This is a genomic window from Microbacterium sp. cx-55 (genome assembly GCF_021117345.1).
Taxonomy (GTDB): domain Bacteria; phylum Actinomycetota; class Actinomycetes; order Actinomycetales; family Microbacteriaceae; genus Microbacterium.
The window spans coordinates 261,797-278,591 of sequence record NZ_CP088261.1 but is presented as its reverse complement, the minus strand read 5'-3'; the positions used below and the strand labels follow the sequence as shown (position 1 = coordinate 278,591).

General features: G+C 70.3%; 16 protein-coding genes. 1 reads left to right on the top strand and 15 read right to left on the bottom strand.

What is annotated here, in order from left to right; genetic code table 11:
• Positions 1-38: 38 nt before the first annotated feature.
• From LQ938_RS01295 to LQ938_RS01275, 5 genes are all read right to left on the bottom strand, one after another.
• Complete coding sequence (locus tag LQ938_RS01295) at positions 39-2,561, bottom strand: ATP-dependent Clp protease ATP-binding subunit (RefSeq protein WP_223722261.1); 2,523 nt, start codon at positions 2,559-2,561, stop codon at positions 39-41.
• Positions 2,562-3,147: 586 nt separating this feature from the next.
• The gene (locus LQ938_RS01290; protein ID WP_223722260.1) at positions 3,148-4,095 is read right to left on the bottom strand and encodes an endonuclease domain-containing protein; all 948 of its coding nucleotides are present in this window, start codon (positions 4,093-4,095) and stop codon (positions 3,148-3,150) included.
• Positions 4,096-4,606: 511 nt separating this feature from the next.
• Complete coding sequence (locus tag LQ938_RS01285; RefSeq protein ID WP_223722259.1) at positions 4,607-5,326, bottom strand: hypothetical protein; 720 nt, start codon at positions 5,324-5,326, stop codon at positions 4,607-4,609.
• A gap of 148 nt (positions 5,327-5,474) precedes the next feature.
• Complete coding sequence (gene cls / locus LQ938_RS01280; RefSeq protein ID WP_263317615.1) at positions 5,475-6,938, bottom strand: cardiolipin synthase; 1,464 nt, start codon at positions 6,936-6,938, stop codon at positions 5,475-5,477.
• 80 nt (positions 6,939-7,018) lie between these two features.
• Complete coding sequence (locus LQ938_RS01275) at positions 7,019-7,207, bottom strand: hypothetical protein (protein ID WP_223722257.1); 189 nt, start codon at positions 7,205-7,207, stop codon at positions 7,019-7,021.
• Positions 7,208-7,311: 104 nt separating this feature from the next.
• Here LQ938_RS01275 and LQ938_RS01270 point away from each other — a divergent pair, with 104 nt between their 5' ends.
• Positions 7,312-8,433 carry a DUF4192 family protein gene (locus LQ938_RS01270; protein WP_223722256.1) on the top strand — a complete coding sequence of 374 codons (1,122 nt, stop codon included), beginning with the start codon at positions 7,312-7,314 and terminating at the stop codon, positions 8,431-8,433.
• Positions 8,434-8,489: 56 nt separating this feature from the next.
• Here LQ938_RS01270 and lysS read toward each other — a convergent pair whose 3' ends face one another.
• The 10 genes from lysS to folE all read right to left on the bottom strand — a co-directional run bounded on the left by lysS (position 8,490) and on the right by folE (position 16,794).
• Positions 8,490-10,037 (bottom strand): lysine--tRNA ligase, encoded by a 1,548-nt coding sequence (gene lysS, locus LQ938_RS01265; RefSeq protein WP_223722255.1) that lies wholly within the window; start codon positions 10,035-10,037, stop codon positions 8,490-8,492.
• 202 nt (positions 10,038-10,239) lie between these two features.
• Complete coding sequence (gene panC / locus LQ938_RS01260) at positions 10,240-11,085, bottom strand: pantoate--beta-alanine ligase (RefSeq protein WP_223722254.1); 846 nt, start codon at positions 11,083-11,085, stop codon at positions 10,240-10,242.
• Positions 11,082-11,810, bottom strand: coding sequence for a DUF2520 domain-containing protein (locus tag LQ938_RS01255; RefSeq protein WP_223722253.1), 729 nt, complete (start codon positions 11,808-11,810; stop codon positions 11,082-11,084). Before LQ938_RS01255 ends, panC begins: the two co-directional genes overlap by 4 nt.
• Complete coding sequence (locus LQ938_RS01250; protein WP_223722252.1) at positions 11,807-13,501, bottom strand: PH domain-containing protein; 1,695 nt, start codon at positions 13,499-13,501, stop codon at positions 11,807-11,809. Before LQ938_RS01250 ends, LQ938_RS01255 begins: the two co-directional genes overlap by 4 nt.
• On the bottom strand, positions 13,498-14,076 hold the full coding sequence (locus LQ938_RS01245) for a PH domain-containing protein (protein ID WP_223722251.1): 579 nt from the start codon (positions 14,074-14,076) through the stop codon (positions 13,498-13,500). The genes LQ938_RS01250 and LQ938_RS01245 overlap by 4 nt, the downstream gene beginning before the upstream one ends.
• Positions 14,030-14,515: a DUF3180 family protein gene (locus LQ938_RS01240; RefSeq protein ID WP_223722250.1), complete on the bottom strand. Its 486-nt coding sequence runs from the start codon at positions 14,513-14,515 to the stop codon at positions 14,030-14,032. The genes LQ938_RS01245 and LQ938_RS01240 overlap by 47 nt, the downstream gene beginning before the upstream one ends.
• Positions 14,512-15,042, bottom strand: a complete 531-nt coding sequence (folK, locus tag LQ938_RS01235; protein ID WP_223722249.1) for a 2-amino-4-hydroxy-6-hydroxymethyldihydropteridine diphosphokinase — start codon at positions 15,040-15,042, stop codon at positions 14,512-14,514. Before folK ends, LQ938_RS01240 begins: the two co-directional genes overlap by 4 nt.
• Entirely contained in the window at positions 15,039-15,410 is a 372-nt protein-coding gene (gene folB / locus LQ938_RS01230; RefSeq protein ID WP_223722248.1) for a dihydroneopterin aldolase, read from the bottom strand. The genes folK and folB overlap by 4 nt, the downstream gene beginning before the upstream one ends.
• Complete coding sequence (gene folP, locus LQ938_RS01225; protein WP_223722247.1) at positions 15,407-16,207, bottom strand: dihydropteroate synthase; 801 nt, start codon at positions 16,205-16,207, stop codon at positions 15,407-15,409. The genes folB and folP overlap by 4 nt, the downstream gene beginning before the upstream one ends.
• Complete coding sequence (gene folE, locus LQ938_RS01220; protein ID WP_223722246.1) at positions 16,204-16,794, bottom strand: GTP cyclohydrolase I; 591 nt, start codon at positions 16,792-16,794, stop codon at positions 16,204-16,206. Before folE ends, folP begins: the two co-directional genes overlap by 4 nt.
• Between the last annotated feature and the right edge of the window lies 1 nt (position 16,795).

The following is a 16,795-nucleotide window of genomic DNA, read 5'->3' as shown; positions in this document are numbered from 1 at the left end:
CGGATGCCGCAGCATCCGCCCCCTTCTTGAGCGTCAGGTCAGGCGCCCGCGACGATGTCGGGGGTCGCGCTGATCTCACCGGCGGTGGCGACACCGACGGCGACCTTCTCCCCGCGGGGAGCGGTGTCGAACACGAACTTGCCGTCCTGCAGATCGACCTTCACGTGATCGCCCGCGTTGAGGCGACCGTGCAGGATCTCTTCACTCAGCTGGTCTTCGACCTCGCGCTGCATCGCCCGGCGAAGCGGACGGGCACCGAGGGTCGGGTCGAACCCGATCTCGATGAGCCGGTCCTTCGCTGCATCCGACACCTCGATGGTGAGGTCGCGGTCGAGCAGCCGGTCGGCGAGGCGCTTCGTGAAGAGCCCGACGATCTGGCGCAGCTCGTCCTTGTTCAGCTGCGGGAAGACGATGACGTCGTCGACGCGGTTGAGGAACTCGGGCTTGAAGTGACGCTTCAGCTCCTCGTCGACCTTGCCCTTCATCCGCTCGTACGTCGTCTGGGCGTTACCTTCGACCTGGAACCCGACCGGGCCGCCGGCGATCGCCGTCGAACCGAGGTTGGTGGTCATGATGATGACCGTGTTCTTGAAGTCGATGACGCGGCCCTGACCGTCGGTCAGACGACCCTCTTCGAGGATCTGCAGCAGCGAGTTGAAGATGTCGGGGTGGGCCTTCTCGATCTCGTCGAACAGCACCACCGAGAACGGCTTGCGCCGCACCTTCTCGGTGAGCTGGCCGCCCTCTTCGAAGCCGACGAACCCGGGAGGGGCACCGAAGAGCCTCGAGACCGTGTGCTTCTCACCGAACTCCGACATGTCGAGCGAGATCAGCGCGCCCTCGTCGTCGAACAGGAACTCGGCGAGCGCCTTGGCGAGCTCGGTCTTTCCGACACCCGTGGGGCCGGCGAAGATGAACGAGCCGGAGGGGCGCTTCGGGTCCTTGAGGCCGGCACGCTGACGGCGGATGGTGCGCGACAGCGCCGCGATCGCCTCTTCCTGGCCGATGACGCGCTGGTGCAGCGCCTTCTCCATGAAGACGAGACGGCTGGTCTCCTCCTCGGTCAGCTTGAAGACGGGGATGCCGGTGGCCTGTGCGAGCACCTCGGCGATCAGGCCCTCGTCGACCACAGCGGTCGTCGCGACGTCGCCGCTCTTCCACTGCTTCTCGAGGCGCAGGCGCTCGGCGAGCAGCGACTTCTCCTCATCGCGGAGCGACGCGGCCTTCTCGAAGTCCTGCTCCTCGGACGCGACCTCTTTCTGCTCGCGGACCTTGGCGATCTTCTCGTCGAACTCGCGCAGCTCCGGCGGGCTCGAGAGGATCGACAGACGCAGGCGGGCGCCGGCCTCGTCGATCAGGTCGATGGCCTTGTCGGGCAGGAAGCGGTCGGAGATGTAGCGGTCAGCGAGGTTCGCGGCCGCGACGATCGCGCCATCCGTGATCTGCACCTTGTGGTGGGCCTCGTAGCGGTCGCGCAGCCCCTTGAGGATGTTGATCGCGTGGGGCAGGCTCGGCTCGGCCACCTGGATGGGCTGGAACCGGCGCTCGAGAGCCGCATCCTTCTCGAAGTGTTTGCGGTACTCGTCGAGCGTGGTGGCACCGATGGTCTGGAGCTCACCGCGGGCGAGCAGCGGCTTCAGGATGCTGGCCGCATCGATTGCGCCCTCTGCGGCACCCGCACCCACCAGGGTGTGGATCTCGTCGATGAAGACGATGATGTCGCCGCGCGTGCGGATCTCCTTCGTGACCTTCTTCAGCCGCTCTTCGAAGTCACCGCGGTAGCGGGACCCGGCGATGAGCGAGCCGAGGTCGAGCGAGTAGACCTGCTTGTCCTTGAGCGTCTCGGGCACATCGCCCTTGACGATGGCCTGGGCGAGGCCCTCGACGACGGCGGTCTTGCCGACGCCGGGCTCACCGATGAGGACGGGATTGTTCTTCGAGCGGCGCGACAGGATCTGCATCACGCGCTCGATCTCCTTCTCGCGCCCGATCACCGGGTCGAGCTTGTTGTCGCGCGCGGCCTGCGTGAGGTTGCGACCGAACTGGTCGAGCACGGCGGACCCGCCTTGCGCGGCCTGCGGCGACTCGTTCGCGGCACCGGAGACGGCAGCCGGCTCCTTGCCCTGGTAGCCCGAGAGCAGCTGGATGACCTGCTGGCGCACCTTGTTGAGGTCGGCGCCGAGCTTCACGAGCACCTGAGCGGCAACGCCCTCACCCTCGCGGATGAGGCCGAGCAGGATGTGCTCGGTGCCGATGTAGTTGTGGCCGAGCTGCAGCGCTTCGCGCAGCGACAGCTCCAGCACCTTCTTCGCACGCGGCGTGAAGGGGATGTGGCCGGTCGGCTGCTGCTGACCCTGGCCGATGATGTCTTGCACCTGCTCGCGCACGGCGTCGAGCGAGATGCCGAGGGATTCGAGGGCCTTGGCAGCGACACCCTCGCCCTCGTGGATCAGCCCGAGCAGAATGTGCTCGGTACCGATGTAGTTGTGGTTGAGCATCTTCGCCTCTTCTTGGGCGAGAACAACCACACGACGGGCTCGGTCCGTGAATCTCTCGAACATCGTCCACTCCTCCGGGGGCACTCCTGGCGCCTCACAATTGGCGCAGTCTGGCGCAGTACAACGAGGCTAACCAGCCCACGGATGCGGCATGCCCGTGTTCGCTGGGGGCGCACGGCCGAGCGGCCCTCCGCCGGGTGCGCTCCCGTGCCGTGCCCGTCGCCGTCCGCATCCGCTCCGGTCCTTCCGCACCCGCTCCCGCGCCGTCCGCATCCGCGCCCGTGGCTGCGGACGTGCTTTTGCTCCCGCCCTCCCGCATCCGCGCCCTTCCTTCCGCTCACGTGTCGCAAACCGTCGCCCCCAACGCCCGATTGCGCCACGTGAGCCCCCTGCGCGACGGTTCGCGTGGCGCAATCGGCGACATCCGGCGGCAGATTGCGTCACGTGAGCCTCCCGCGGCTCCGCTTCCGCCCTCCCGCATCCGCGTCCCCGCCCCCGACCGCATCCGCGCCCTTCCTTCCGCTCACGTGTCGCAAACCGTCGCCCCCGACGCCCGATTGCGCCACGTGAGCCCCCTGCGCGATGGTTCGCGTGGCGCAATCGGCGACATCCGGCGGCAGATTGCGTCACGTGAGTCGGGCGGGCGGGATCAGGACCGAGCGGAGATCGCGACCCGCACACGGCGCACGAACTTCTCGGGCGTCTCGAAGAGTTCCGCTCGCGTGACCCGGATGACGTGCCATCCCGCGGCAGCGAGCCGCTCGTACCGAACGATGTCACGTGCCCATTGCGTCGCGTCACGCAGGTGGTGCTCACCCTCGTACTCGATCGCGATCCGCAACTTCGGGTAGGCAAGGTCGACGCAAGCCTCGCGCACACCGTCGACGTATATGTCGAAGTTCGACTCCGGTTCTTCGAGCCCCGCATCCATCAGGGTCAGCCGACACCACGTCTCCGGACGGGACGCGCTCCGTGACCGCAGCAGAGGAAGTGCCGTCCGCAAGCGCTCGATCCCGATCCGGCGGCCCGCCGAGACGACGGCGCTCAGCTCATCCAGGCTCGCGATCGGGTCCGACACTCGCCACGTGCGGATGCACGCATCCCCCGCGGCGACCACGTCCCGAAGGTCGACCAGCGATCCGCCGAGCATCGCCCACGTCGTCGCCGGACTCGTCACGCGCGCGCCGATCACCCCGTCACGCCGAGTGGCCGTGAGATGCGGCATCGCGACGTGTCCCTTGATGCCCTTCGCCCGCGGGGGCCGATGCGGCGGGAGCACCGACACGTGGACGGGAGCGTCGACGACGACGTAGGGCGGCAGAGGCAGCTGCAAGATCACGGCCGCCGTCACGTGGCTGAAGAATGCTTCCCCGTCCAGGCGGGGCAGGAAAGCGAGCGCCCGCATGAGGTGGTCCCGCTCCGCAGGACCCGACTCGGCATACGCCTCCGGAAGCGTCGCGTCGGGCCGAACCCGCACACCGTGGAACGGGCTCTCGAGATCTGAGCGACGGAGGCGCCCGGCCGGCACCCCGGCATCGAGGGCCGTTCCGACGCCGAAGCGGTCGCCGAGTAACGCGGGTAGGGGTTCGAGTGACATGACGGCACGCTGGCAGATTCCGGCCTCGTCGCGCAGCCCGCGGACCGGCTTTGGGGCCGATCGGCACCCTTTTCCCCGCTGGGGAGGAGGAGTCGGGATCCCCTACCGACCTGCTCACGTGGCGCAATTCGCAGCGGTCGGCGACAAATCGCGACACGTGAGCGAACAACCACGCGCTCAGCCGCTCAAGTGTCGCAATCGGCAGCGGTCGGCGACAAATCGCGACACCTGAGCACCAACGATCAGCTGCTCAGGTGGCGCAATCCGTCGCCACAACCCGCAGATTGCGACACGTGAGCGAACAATCAGGCGCTCACGTGTCGCAATGCGCAGGGGACGGCGGCAGATTGCGACACGCGAGCGCCAAGCACCAGGCACCAGGCACCAGCCACCAGGCACGCGGCACGCACGCGACATCCGCAACCACCACCCGCGCGGGGGTCAGCCCACCACCCGCGCCGGGTCAGCCCACCACCCCGGCGCGGGGGTCAACCCCCCGACCGCGCGGGGGTCAGCCGAGGATCGGCGCGCGGAGGCCGTCGAACGAGTCGCCCTGCAGCACGAGCGCGGCGCCATCGGCGCCGGTGAGGCCCGGGGCGACGGCGAGCGCGACGCGCGGGGCCATGTCCATCGTGCACACCCGGTCGGCGGGCGGCGCGGCGAACGTCACCGTCACCTCGGTCGCGCTGGTTTCCGCGACGCCCTCGATCTCGGGCGCGCAGGTCGAGGAGCCCCACGTGACGAACGCGAACGTGCCGTCGTCGCCGACCCATCCGGCGCTCGGCGCGTAGTCCGTCTCGGCGGCAGGCATCGCGAGTCCGGCGACACCCGCGAGGGTCACGTCGCCGACGGCGGATGCGGATCCGGATGCGTACTCCACCGCGAGCGTCAGGTCTTGCGCCGGGTCGGTTCCCGCGGGGACCCCCACAAGAGTCGCCCTCTGCACGTTGTCACTCGTGCAGACGGGCGGCGCTCCGTCCGTCTGCTGATCGGCCAGCGTCACGGCGAGCGTCGAACCGTCGAGCTCCGCGCTCTCGGCGAACGGCACGCAGGTCGAGCTGCCCCAGGTGGTGAGGGCGATCATGCGGCCGCCATCCACCCAGGCGGCACCGAGCTCGAGCTCTCCCGGCGCTTGCGAGGCCGAACCCCCACCCGGCTCACTCGCGCATCCTGCCAGCAGCGTCGCGCCGAGCAGAGCGGTCGCGATCACCGCCCATCCCCGTCGTTTCATGAGCGACCCCTCTCGCGAACCCGCACCGGCGCGGATCCGCACGGCCGCCCCCATCATCTCGCGCCCGGGCGGCAGCGCGCGAGCTCCCCCGCCGAGCTCCCCCGCCGGGGCCGCCGATCCGCGAGCACCCGCTCCCGGGGACCTGCGCTCACTGGAGCGCGGAGGTCAGCCGGGCGAGGTTGTCGAGCACGGTCGAGCGGAGCGGCTGCGTCATCCACTCCTCCAGCGTCAACTCCCGGCTGAGCGAGCGGTACTTGTCTTCCACAGATCGCATCTCGCGCACGAACTCTCCACCCCGCACGAGCAACGAGATCTCCATGTTCAGACCGAACGAGCGCATGTCCATGTTGCTCGAGCCGATGACGGCGACCTCTTCGTCGATCGTGAACGCCTTCGTGTGCAGGATGTACGGCCGGCGGTAGAGCCAGATCCGCACGCCCGCGCGCAGCAGCGCCTCGTAGTAGCTGCGCTGCGCGTGATAGACCATCGCCTGGTCGCCCTCCTCCGAGACGAAGAGCTCCACCTCGACCCCGCGGTGGCAGGCCGTCGTGATGGCGAGCAGCATGGCTTCATCCGGCACGAAATACGGGCTCACCAGCACGATGCGCCGCTGCGCCGCGTACATGAGGCCGAGGAAGAGGCGCAGATTGTTCTCGAACTCGAATCCCGGCCCGGATGGCACGATCTGGCAGTCCAAGTCGCCGGTCGCGCGGCTCAACTCGAAGTCGTCGATGTCGCCGCCGAGGATCTCGTCGGTCTCGCTGTACCAGTCGGAGAGGAAGACCGCCGCGACACTGCCGACGACCGGGCCCTCGAGCCGGGCCATCAGGTCGACCCAGTGCAGCCCGCGGCGGATGTTCTTGCGCAGGTTGTAGGTCGAGTCGGTGACGTTCTGCGACCCCATGAAGGCCACCTGCCCGTCGATCACAACGAGCTTGCGGTGATTGCGAAGATCCGGCCGCTGATACTTCCCGCGCAGCGGCTGCACGGGCAGCATCAGATGCCACTCCGCACCCATGGCGGTCAGGCGCTTGAGCGTGCGGCGGTAGTACGGCTTGCCGCGGTTCGCCCAGTGGTCGAGCAGCACACGCACGGTCACCCCGCGCGCGGCGACCTCTTCGAGCGCCCGGAAGAAGTTGTCGGTGGATGCATCGGACTGGAGGATGTAGAACTCGACGTGGACGTAGTCCTTCGCGCGCCGGATCCCCTCGGCCATCGCGTCGAGGCTCTCCTGGTAGTCGGCGATCAGGTGGGCGTCGTTGTCACCCGACAGAGGCAGCGCGCCCAGATTCTGATTGAGCGTGACGAGCGACGTGAACCACTCCGGCGCGTCGGGGCGGAGTGTGCCGAAGTCGAGCCCGGCGGATGCTTTCTGCAGGTAGTCGTTGATCGCCCGCTGCCGGCGTCGGCGCACCCGCGGCGGTCGCGGCGTACCGATCAGGAGGAAGAGGAACACCCCGATGATCGGGATGAAGTAGATCGCGAGCAGCCACGCCATCGCGGCGGTGGGGCGGCGGTTGCGGGGCACGATGATCACCGCGGCGATGCGCACCGCGATGTCGAAGACGAAGACGAAGATCAGCCACCACGACGGATCGAAGACGATCTGCAGCACACGGCCTCCCCGGCTGAATTTCGTTCAGCGTACCGGGCGGGGGCGCTCGGTGAACGCCCGGACGGGCTGTCGTGCCGTCAGTTGTCGGATGCGGTGGCGACGGGCGGGAGGCCCCGTTTGGCCCGCTCTTCCGCTTCGATCCGAGCGTGCACGCGACGCTCGGTGCGGTCCATCCGGATGATCGACCGGATCACGAAGAAGAACGCCGCCGTGACGAGGATCGTCGGCCCCACTGCCCACAGTGCCGCGACCCAGAAGTTCTCCATCGGCCCATTCTACCCGCCGCCCACTTGTCCTCCCCCGTGCCCGAATGCCCGGTTGGCGCTGTGGGACTCGGTTTCATCGTCCGCGCGGGCCGCAGGGTCGTCGCATGACGACGATCATCAAGGCTGCGGATGCGGCCGACCTCCTGACCATGGTTCCTCACCTCCTCGGCTTCGCGCCGAGCCGCAGCGTCGTGCTGATCCCGTTCAGCGGCGGGCGAAGCGCGGGCGGCATGCGCTTCGACCTTCCGCCGGGCGACACCGACCCCGCCGCATTCGCCTCCACCGTCCTCGGTCTCGCCTGCCGTGTCTCGCTCGTCGATGCGATCGTGGCGATCGTCTACGGCGACGAGGCGATCGACGCGGACGTGCCGCGGCGGGCCGTCGCCGATGCGATCGAGCGCGCCGCGCATCGCTCGGGGCTCGACGTCATCGACCTCCTCTACGTCGGCCCGGACTCCTGGACCCGCTACCTGGGCGATGCGCACCCGCCCGGCGGCCACGCGCTGACCGCGCTGCCCGCACCACCGGCGGCAGCGACCGCGGCGACCGGAACGCCGCATCCGGATCACCTCTCCGGCGCGGAGCTTCCGGCCGTCGATCTGGCGAGTCGCGAACGCGTGGGTCAGGCGCTCCGGCAGCTCGAGTTCGCGCTGGGCGTCGTGGCGGGGGCGCCCGCCCCGGCCAGCGGCGAGCGCGTCGACCCGCTGGCCTTCTCGGCCGTCAGCGCTCTCGACGATCTGCCGGTCTTCTTCGAGCTCGCGCTCGAGCACGAAACCGACGAGACGAACGTCTTCGGCCTCGCGACCCTCATCTGGTGTCTGTCCCGCCCGGCGCTTCGCGACGTCGGCATCACCACCTGGATCGACGGCGTCGACGCCGGTGACCGCGCGTTCGAGGCGCAGCTGCGGTGGGAGAACGGCGCGCAGTATCCGAGCGGGCCGGCCGAACGCATGATGGGCGAGGGGGAGCGCCCGGATGCCGACCGCCTGGCGGATGCCCTCGCGGTCGCGCGGTGGGCCGCTGCGGTGGCGCCGCGCGACGTGCGCCCCGGAGCACTGTCGGTGTGCGGGTGGCTGTCGTGGGCGCTCGGCCGGTCGAGCCATGCCGAGCACTACGCCCTGGCCGCGTGCGAGATCGATCCCGAGCACGGGCTGAGCCGCATCGTGCTGTCGATGGTGCAGGCCGGGCACCTCCCGGATTGGGCGTTCCGCCCCGCGCGCCGGTGACCGGCGGTTCGACCTCCGGTAGGGGCGCCCCCCGCGCCGGTAACCGGCAGCCCGCGCTACTTCACGAGGGGGAAGAGGATCGTCTCTCGGATGCCGAGGCCCGTGATCGCCATGAGAAGCCGGTCGATCCCCATGCCCATGCCGCCCATCGGGGGCATGCCGTGCTCCATCGCGCGCAGGAACTCTTCGTCGATGCGCATGGCCTCGACGTCACCGCGGGCGGCGAGCTTCGCCTGCTCGACGAACCGCTCGCGCTGGATCACCGGGTCGATGAGTTCGGAGTATCCGGTGGCCAGTTCGAAGCCGCGGATGTAGAGGTCCCATTTCTCGACGACACCGGGGATCGAACGGTGCTCGCGCACGAGCGGGCTCGTGTCGACCGGGAAGTCCATGACGAAGGTCGGGCGCACGAGGTCGCCCTTCACGAAGTGCTCCCACAGCTCTTCGACGAACTTGCCGTGGGTCGGATGCTGCGGCTCGTCGACGCCGGCGGCGGCCGCGATCGCGCGCAACTCGTCCACCGGAGTCTGCGGGGTCACGCGGCGCCCCGCGAGGTCGCCACCCGCGGCCACGAGGGCGTCGTTCAGGGAGTCGTACATCGAGATGCGGTCCCACTCGCCCCCGAGGTCGTACTCGGTGCCGTCGGCCCAGGTCACCGTCGTCGAACCCGTGACGGCGATCGCCGCGTTCTGGATCAGCTCCTGCGTGAGGTCGGCGATCCCGTTGTAGTCGCTGTACCCCTGATACGCCTCGAGCATTGCGAACTCCGGGCTGTGCGTGGAGTCGGCGCCCTCGTTGCGGAAGTTGCGGTTGATCTCGTAGACCCGGTCGAGTCCGCCGACGACCGCGCGCTTGAGGTACAGCTCGGGCGCGATCCGGAGGTACAGGTCGGTGTCGAACGCGTTCGAGTGCGTGACGAACGGGCGGGCCGAGGCGCCGCCGTGCTGAACCTGCAGCATGGGGGTCTCGACCTCGATGAACTCGTGGTCGGTGAACGTCTGGCGAAGGCTCGCGTTGACGGCCGCGCGGGCGCGCACCGTCACCCGCGCCTGGTCGCGCACGATGAGGTCGAGGAAGCGCGAGCGCACCCGCGTCTCCTCGTTGAGTTCGCTGTGCAGGTTCGGCAGCGGCAGCAGGGCCTTCGAGGCGATCGCCCAGTCGGTGACCATGATCGACAGCTCGCCGCGCCGGCTCGAGATCACTTCGCCGGAGACGTAGACGTGGTCGCCGAGGTCGACGAGGTCCTTCCAGCGCTGCAGTGACTCCTCACCGACCGACGCGAGCGAGACCATGGCCTGGATGCGGCTGCCGTCACCGGACTGCAGGCTCGCGAAGCAGAGCTTGCCGGTGTTGCGGCTGAAGACGATCCGGCCCGCGACGGCGGCCGTCACGCCGGTCTCGGCGCCCGCCTCCAGCTCGCCGTACTCGGCGCGCAGCTGCGGGATGGTGTGGGTGAGCGGCAGCGAGACGGGGTAGGCGCCCCCGGCCGCATCCGTCCGCTCCGCGATGAGGCGCTCGCGCTTCGCGAGGCGGACCGCCTTCTGCTCGAAGACGTCGTCTTCGCTCATCTCGGCGGGCGCGGCGGAATCGGTCGATTCGGTCATCGTGGGGGCTCCTCGGAAGTCCCGCCCAGTCTATCCGCGCCCCCGGCGCGGCCCCTCCGGCCTGGCCCTCCGGCGCCGCTCCGACGCCGGACCCTTCGGCGACCCCCCCTACCCCCGAGCCACCCCCGTGCGACCCGCTCGAAAGGGGGTGGCTGGGCGACAAAGGGGCCGGTCGGCGAAGAGGACCGGAGGAGGGGCCGCGTCAGCGGATGTAGATCTCGGCGTTGTCGATGAAGCGGTGCGTACCGACGGTCGCGGCGATGAGGGCGAGCGCGGGTCCGCGGTGCCCCTCGTCGACGGGCAGGAACGTCGCCGGGTCGACCACGTTCAGGTACTCGAGACGGATGCGGTTCTCTCCCATCAGCGCAGACTGCGCCGCCGCGATGCACGCGTCGACGTCGCGATCGGCGTTCGAGGCGGCCGCCTCCAACGCCCGCACGAGCAGCGTCGCCGCCGAGCGGTCGGCCGGCTCGAGCACGTCGAGCCGCGTCGAGAGCGGGAGGCCATCGGCACTCCGAGCGGTCTCCACATCGATCACGTCGACGTCGAAGAAGAGGTCCCGCGCCATCCGCCGCACGAGGAACGCGCGCTGACGATCGCGCTGACCGTAGACGGCGACGTCGGGCGCGACGAGGTGGAAGAGGATCGCCTCGACCGTGAGCAGGCCGTCGAAGTAGAACGGGCGCGTGCGTCCCTCGTAGCGCAGGCCGAGATCTCCGGCCGACACCTTCGTCACCGACGTGCGGGTCGGCAGCAGTTCCGCCGCATCCGGGGCGAACGCGATGTCGACGCCCAACCGCTCGAGCAGTTCGGCATCCGCCTCGGGCGTGCGCGGATACGCCTCGTACTCCGCCACCGTCCGGAAACGCAGCGGGTTGACGAACAGCGAGACGACGACGATGTCGGCGTTCTCCTGCGCGGCGCGGATGAGGTCGATGTGGCCGTCGTGAAGCGCACCGATCGTGGAGACCAGGGCGACACGCGACCCGGGAGCTGCGGCTCTGGCGTCTGCCAGTCGGGTGCGCAGCTCCGGAAGGGAGCGGATCATCCGCTAACCGTACCGTCCAGTCCGTCGAGACCCTCCAGCCGTGCGCTCGGCGGTGTGGCGCGGATGAGCGCATCGTCGACCGTTGAGCGGACGAGCGCCGACAGGAACCCGCCGGGATTCTCGACCCCGATCCCGCTCAGGATGCCGGTGGCCTGCTGCACGATCGACCGCGCGAACTGCGTCGCCGTGGCGATCGCTTCGGCATACGCCGGCCGGTCCGCTTCCGCCACCACGACCGGCTCGCAGCCCATCTCGACCGCGAGGGCCTGCGCGATCGGCAGCACCGCCGCGGGCGCCGTGACCGCCGCATACGACGCCGGCAGCTGGCGGAGGTCGATGCTCGTGCCGGTGAACGAGATCGCGGGGTGCACGGCGAGCGGGATGGCGCCGCGCCCGGCCGCGGGCGCCAGCACCTCGGTGCCGTACCCGGCATCGACGTGCAGCACGAGCTGCCCGATCTGCCACGAGCCGAGCTCGGCGAGCCCCGACACGAGACCCGGCAGCTCATCGTGCGGAACCGCGATCACGACGAGTTCGCTGCGCCGCACGACCTCGGCGACATCGAGCACGGGAACCCCCGGCAGGATCGCCTCGACCCGGTCGTCATCGGATCCCGACGTGATGCCGACGAGCGCGTGCCCCGCGCCCGCCAGTGCCGCACCGACGATCGGTCCGACTCGGCCGGCGCCGATGATTCCGACGCCCAGACGCCCGTCGCGGTTCACTCGTGTGTCCTTTCGCTCGGCGGCACGGACGCGCTCGTGCCCGCATCGGTCCCTGCATCCGCACCCGCGTCCAGGTCCGCAACCGCGTCCGGGTCCGCAACCGCGTCCGGCCGGAGATCCGCGCCCGCACCCGCATCCGCATCCGCGTCCCACCGGTGCGACCGGTCGGTCGCGGCGCTGGCGATCGCGCGCGCTTCCGCCGCGGCGAACAGCGCGAGCGCGTCGGCGCGGTCGATGGCCCCGATGCCGGTGTCGACGGTGCCCGCGACCGTGTGCGCGCGGATGCGGGCGAGCCGCAGCATCCGGTAGATCGGCCCCTGATGCACCGCGATGCTCTGCGCACGAGCGAGCGGCACGATCACGAGCGAGCGCACGATGCGTCCCCGCCGGAGGAACAGCGCGGTCGGCGAGAGCGTGAGGCCGTTCCGACGCCATGAGATCGGCCGCAGCACCCGGCCGCGCGGCGGCGTCGTGGTGTACGGATCGTCGGCGGATGCGGCCAGCACCCCGCGGTCGAAGATGAGCGCGCGTTCGTCGGCGTCGAGCCAGGGCAGCAGCAGGGCGACGACCCGTTCCGCGTCGGCGCGGGTTCCGACCGGCAGCACGTGGGTGAAAGCGGCCGCGGCCTCCTGCCCCGAACTCGTTCCCGACAGGCGGTTGACCGTGATGGTCCACCATCCGGCCGGTCGCCACAGCAGCGGCTGACGCACCTGCACGGCATGCACCCGGCCCGGCGGCAGGATCTCGGTGACGGTCGTGAACAGCCCGAAGACGATGCGCACCCCGTGCGGCGTGGGGGCGATCGCGTAGCGGAGCGACCGTGTGATCGACCGCACGTAGTACGCCCCGAACCCGAGGACGAGGGGGAGGAGGGTGAAGAGCAGCCACGGGGGCCAGAACTGCATCGCGACGACCGCCCCGATCGCCACGAGGATCAGGGCGACGGTCGTGTCGCTGAGCAGCACCGAGCCGACCAGTCGGGCGAAGGGGATGCGGACGACCGACGCGGGCTCGCTCACGGGCTCTTCCGCACCATCCACGATGCCGGTAACCCCGGTCATCACGGAGGCCGCGGCGCCGCCCTGCCAGGAGCGGGGCGTGCCCCCGGGCGCGGCCTCGCCGAGCGTGCGTCCGGAGGCGAGACGCAGGATGTCGTGGCGCACCGCCTCGGCGTTCGCGGTCGAGAGGTACTCGAGCCGCACGTTGGCGTCGAGGCCGGCGCCAACGACCTCGAGTTTCGCGAGCCCGATGAGGCGCGCCACGAGCGGGCGCGTGAGGTTCACGCCCTGCACGCGGTCGAGGGGCGCACGCCGGTTCGACCGGAACAGCACCCCGCTGCGCACCTCGACGTCATCGCCGGTGATGCGGAACGAGTGGAACCGCCACGACAGCCAGAAGAGCAGGACGAGCACGACGACGATGCCGAGCACGGCCAGCAGCGCCAGCAGCACGAGGTCGTGGCCGAGGATGTAGTCGATCGGGTCCTCCGGCGGCCCCCCGCGGAATCCGGGTGTGAGCCCCGGCAGGAAGATCTCGATGAGACGCTCGCGCAGGTTCGCGACGACGAAACCGAGCACCACGATGAGGAACAGGCCTCCACGCAGCAACGGCGAGAGCGGATGCATCCGCTGCCATTCGCCGTCGCTGAGGGCCGACCGGGCGCGGACGACCGGTGCCGCGGCGTCGGTCACAGTCCGGTCCGGCGCGTCTCGGCCACCGCGATGAGCGTGTCGCGCAGCTGCTCCGCGGCTGCCTGGGTGAGACCGGGCAGCACGACCGCGCTGGTCGCAGCGGCCGTCACGAGCTTCAACTGTGCGATACCGAACGCCCGGTCGAGGGGACCGTGCGTGATGTCGATGAGCTGCATGCGCCCGTACGGCACGGCGACGACGCGCTGGAACAGGATGCCGCGCCGCAGCACGAGGTCGTCTTCGCGCAGCCGGTAGCCGAACGCGCGCACCTGCCGCGGAATGATCGGCAGCGTGATGAGCAGGATCACCAGCAGGATGCCGGCGGGGATCCACACCCAGGCGACCTGCGTCAGCCCCGTGATCACGACCGCCGCGACCGCGATGAGGGCGATCCACAGCGTGGTCGAGATCAGCTGCAGGGTCAGGTACCGCTTCGCGAGCTGGTGCCAACTGCCGTCATCCGGGGCGATTCCCTCGCCGCGCGGCTGCGGAATCCCCTGGAGTGTCGCCGTGTCGAGCGCACCATTCTCAGCGGGCGATGGTGCTTCCGCCGGCGTCTCCGGGCTGTTCGTCATCGTCGTCCTTCCGGATGGTGCACAGGTTCTCGGCGATGAGCGCCGCCGCGATCAGGGCGGCGCAGGCCACGATCGTCGCGATGATCGTGCTCGTCGAGCCTAGCGAGGGCGACACCGGGCGCGTCACGAGGAACAGCAGCAGTCCCCCGGCGATGCCACCGATCGCTGCGCCGACGATGCTCGACGCCTTCGCGAGCATCGCGACACGGACGGCGCGGAACGGGTCGATCGGGGCGCCGTTCGGGCCGCGGGTCGCCCGCCGGATCGGGATCGCGAGCGCGAGGCAGAGCGCCCCGAGCAGCGCGAGCAGCACGGGGAGGGAGATCATCGGGGTGAACGTGGCGTTGCCCATCGAGGTGAGCACCTGGTCGATCAGGAAGCCGACGCCGATCCCGAGAATCGCGGCGATCGCCAGAACGCCGGGGCTCGTGCGCTTCACGAGGGGTCCTCGATCGCGGCGCGCAGCTCGGCGACGCGTCCGAGGCCGGGCAGCTCCGCATCCGGGTCCAGCGCCAGCCACGGGTCAAGCACGAAGGCGCGTTCGGCGGCACGCGGATGCGGCACCGTCAGCCGGCGCGTCCGGATCTGCCGGTCCCCATAGGCGATCAGGTCGAGATCGAGCGTCCGGTCGCCCCACTGCTCGCGACGTTCGCGGCCGTGCCGGTCCTCGATCGCGTGCAGGTACGACATCAGGATCGAGGGCGCGAGCCGGGTGGCGATGAGGGCGACGGTGTTCAGGTAGGCGGGGGCGTCTGCATCCGGCCCCTCCACGCGAATGGCGACGGATTCGATCGCCGGCGCGACGCGCACGTCACTCGTGAGCGGCATGCGGCGAAGATCGTCGGCGGCTTCGGCGAAGATCGTCGCGCGGTCGCCGAGGTTCGATCCGAACGCGATGACGGCGGTGACGGATGCGGACTCCCGCGGCGCATCGCCCTCGAACCCCTGGGCCAGGCGACGACTCATGAGGCGCTCCGCTCTCGTTCGATGGTCACGGCGACGTCGCCGAAGGGCACGGTGATCGGCGCGGACGGCTTGTGGACCGTGACGGTGACCGCGATGACGCCCAGGCGATCGAGCACGCCGTCGGCGATCCGCGCGGCGAGCGTTTCGATGAGGTCGACCGGAGGACCGGCGATGTCGGCGACGATCTGCTCGGCGAGTTCGCCGTAGTGCACCGTGTCGGCGACGTCGTCGCTCGCGGCGGCCGGTCGCAGATCGATGCGGATCGTGACGTCGACGACGAACTCCTGGCCGTCGCGCCGCTCGTCCGGGAACACGCCGTGGTAGCCGAAGCCGCGCACTCCGGTGAGGGTGATGCGGTCACCGGTCATGAGGTTCCTCCTCGCCACGCGTCCGCGACGCGCAGTGCGTCGCGGGTCGCGCGCACATCGTGCACGCGCACTCCCCAGGCTCCCGAGAGCGCGGCGAGCGCACTCGTCACAGAGGTCGCCAGGTCGCGGCGTTCCTCGGTCACCTCGCCGTCGAGCGCATCGGTGAGGAAGCGCTTGCGGCTGGTTCCGACCAGCACCCGGGGTCCGACGCCGACGAGCTGCGAAAGCCCGCGCAGCATCTCCCAGTTCTGCTCGCCACGCTTCGCGAACCCAATCCCCGGGTCGAGAATCACCCGCGACGGCGCGATTCCGGCGACCGCCGCAGCGGCCAGGCGCTCGCGGAGCTCGACGACGACGTCGCGGGCGACATCGCGGTACTCGGCCTCCGCGTACATGCGGTCGGAGTGCCCGCGCCAGTGACCGAGCACCACGTCGGCGCGCGACGCGGCGACCACGGTGAGCATGCCCGGGTCGGCGAGACCGCCGGAGACGTCGTTCACGATGCGGGCGCCCGCCGCGATGGCCGCGGCCGCCGTACTGGCGTTCATCGTGTCGATGCTGACGACCGCACCCGCTTCGGTGAGCGCGTGCACGACCGGCACGACCCGCTCCTGTTCGACCTCGGCCGACACCCGTTCCGAGCCGGGTCGCGTGGACTCGCCGCCGACGTCGAGGATGTCGGCGCCGTCGGCGCGCAGCCGCAGCCCGTGGGCGACCGCCGCTGCGTGGTCGAGGTAGCGACCGCCGTCGCTGAAGGAGTCGGGGGTCACATTGACGATCCCCATGATCGACGTCACGCGGCGGCTCCGGCGAGCAGAGCGATGAGCTCGGCCCGCGCGGCCGGTTCGGCGAGCTCACCGCGTGCCGCGATCGTGACAGTTTCCGCATCCGGCTGCCGGCCCCCGCGCGTGGTCACGCAGTCGTGCGACGCGCTCAGCACGACGAGCACACCGCGGGCGTCGAGCGCACCGTCGATCGTGTCGGCGATCTGCTCGCCGAGACGCTCCTGCACCTGCGGGCGCGCCGCCAGCACGTCGACGACTCGGGGCAGCGCCCCGAGTCCGACGACCTGCTCCCCCGGGAGGTAGGCGATGTGAGCGCGTCCGCGGAACGGCAGCAGGTGGTGTTCGCACACCGAGCGGAAGCGGATGCCCTGCAGCATAACCGCCCCCGACGGGAGGGTTTCTGGTGCCGGACCGCGGCTCACCGAAATGGTGTTCGCGAGGGGGCCGGCAGCATCCGCTCCGATTCCGGAGAAGAACTCGACGTAGGTGTCGGCGACCCGTTGCGGGGTCGACTTCAGCCCCGGACGTTCGGGGTCTTCACCGATCGCGTCGAGGAGTTCTCGCACGAGCGCGGCGATGCGTTCACGGTCGACGGCCACG

Excerpts from the sequence above, each read along its gene's own strand:
- LQ938_RS01245 (WP_223722251.1), bottom strand. The coding sequence starts at position 14,076 with ATGACGAACAGCCCGGAGACGCCGGCGGAAGCACCATCGCCCGCTGAG.
- lysS (WP_223722255.1), bottom strand. The coding sequence starts at position 10,037 with ATGACCGAATCGACCGATTCCGCCGCGCCCGCCGAGATGAGCGAAGAC.
- panC (WP_223722254.1), bottom strand. The coding sequence starts at position 11,085 with ATGATCCGCTCCCTTCCGGAGCTGCGCACCCGACTGGCAGACGCCAGA.
- LQ938_RS01295 (WP_223722261.1), bottom strand. The coding sequence starts at position 2,561 with ATGTTCGAGAGATTCACGGACCGAGCCCGTCGTGTGGTTGTTCTCGCC.
- folB (WP_223722248.1), bottom strand. The coding sequence starts at position 15,410 with ATGACCGGTGACCGCATCACCCTCACCGGAGTGCGCGGCTTCGGCTAC.
- LQ938_RS01290 (WP_223722260.1), bottom strand. The coding sequence starts at position 4,095 with ATGTCACTCGAACCCCTACCCGCGTTACTCGGCGACCGCTTCGGCGTC.
- folK (WP_223722249.1), bottom strand. The coding sequence starts at position 15,042 with ATGAGTCGTCGCCTGGCCCAGGGGTTCGAGGGCGATGCGCCGCGGGAG.
- LQ938_RS01285 (WP_223722259.1), bottom strand. The coding sequence starts at position 5,326 with ATGAAACGACGGGGATGGGCGGTGATCGCGACCGCTCTGCTCGGCGCG.
- LQ938_RS01275 (WP_223722257.1), bottom strand. The coding sequence starts at position 7,207 with ATGGAGAACTTCTGGGTCGCGGCACTGTGGGCAGTGGGGCCGACGATC.
- LQ938_RS01270 (WP_223722256.1), top strand. The coding sequence starts at position 7,312 with ATGACGACGATCATCAAGGCTGCGGATGCGGCCGACCTCCTGACCATG.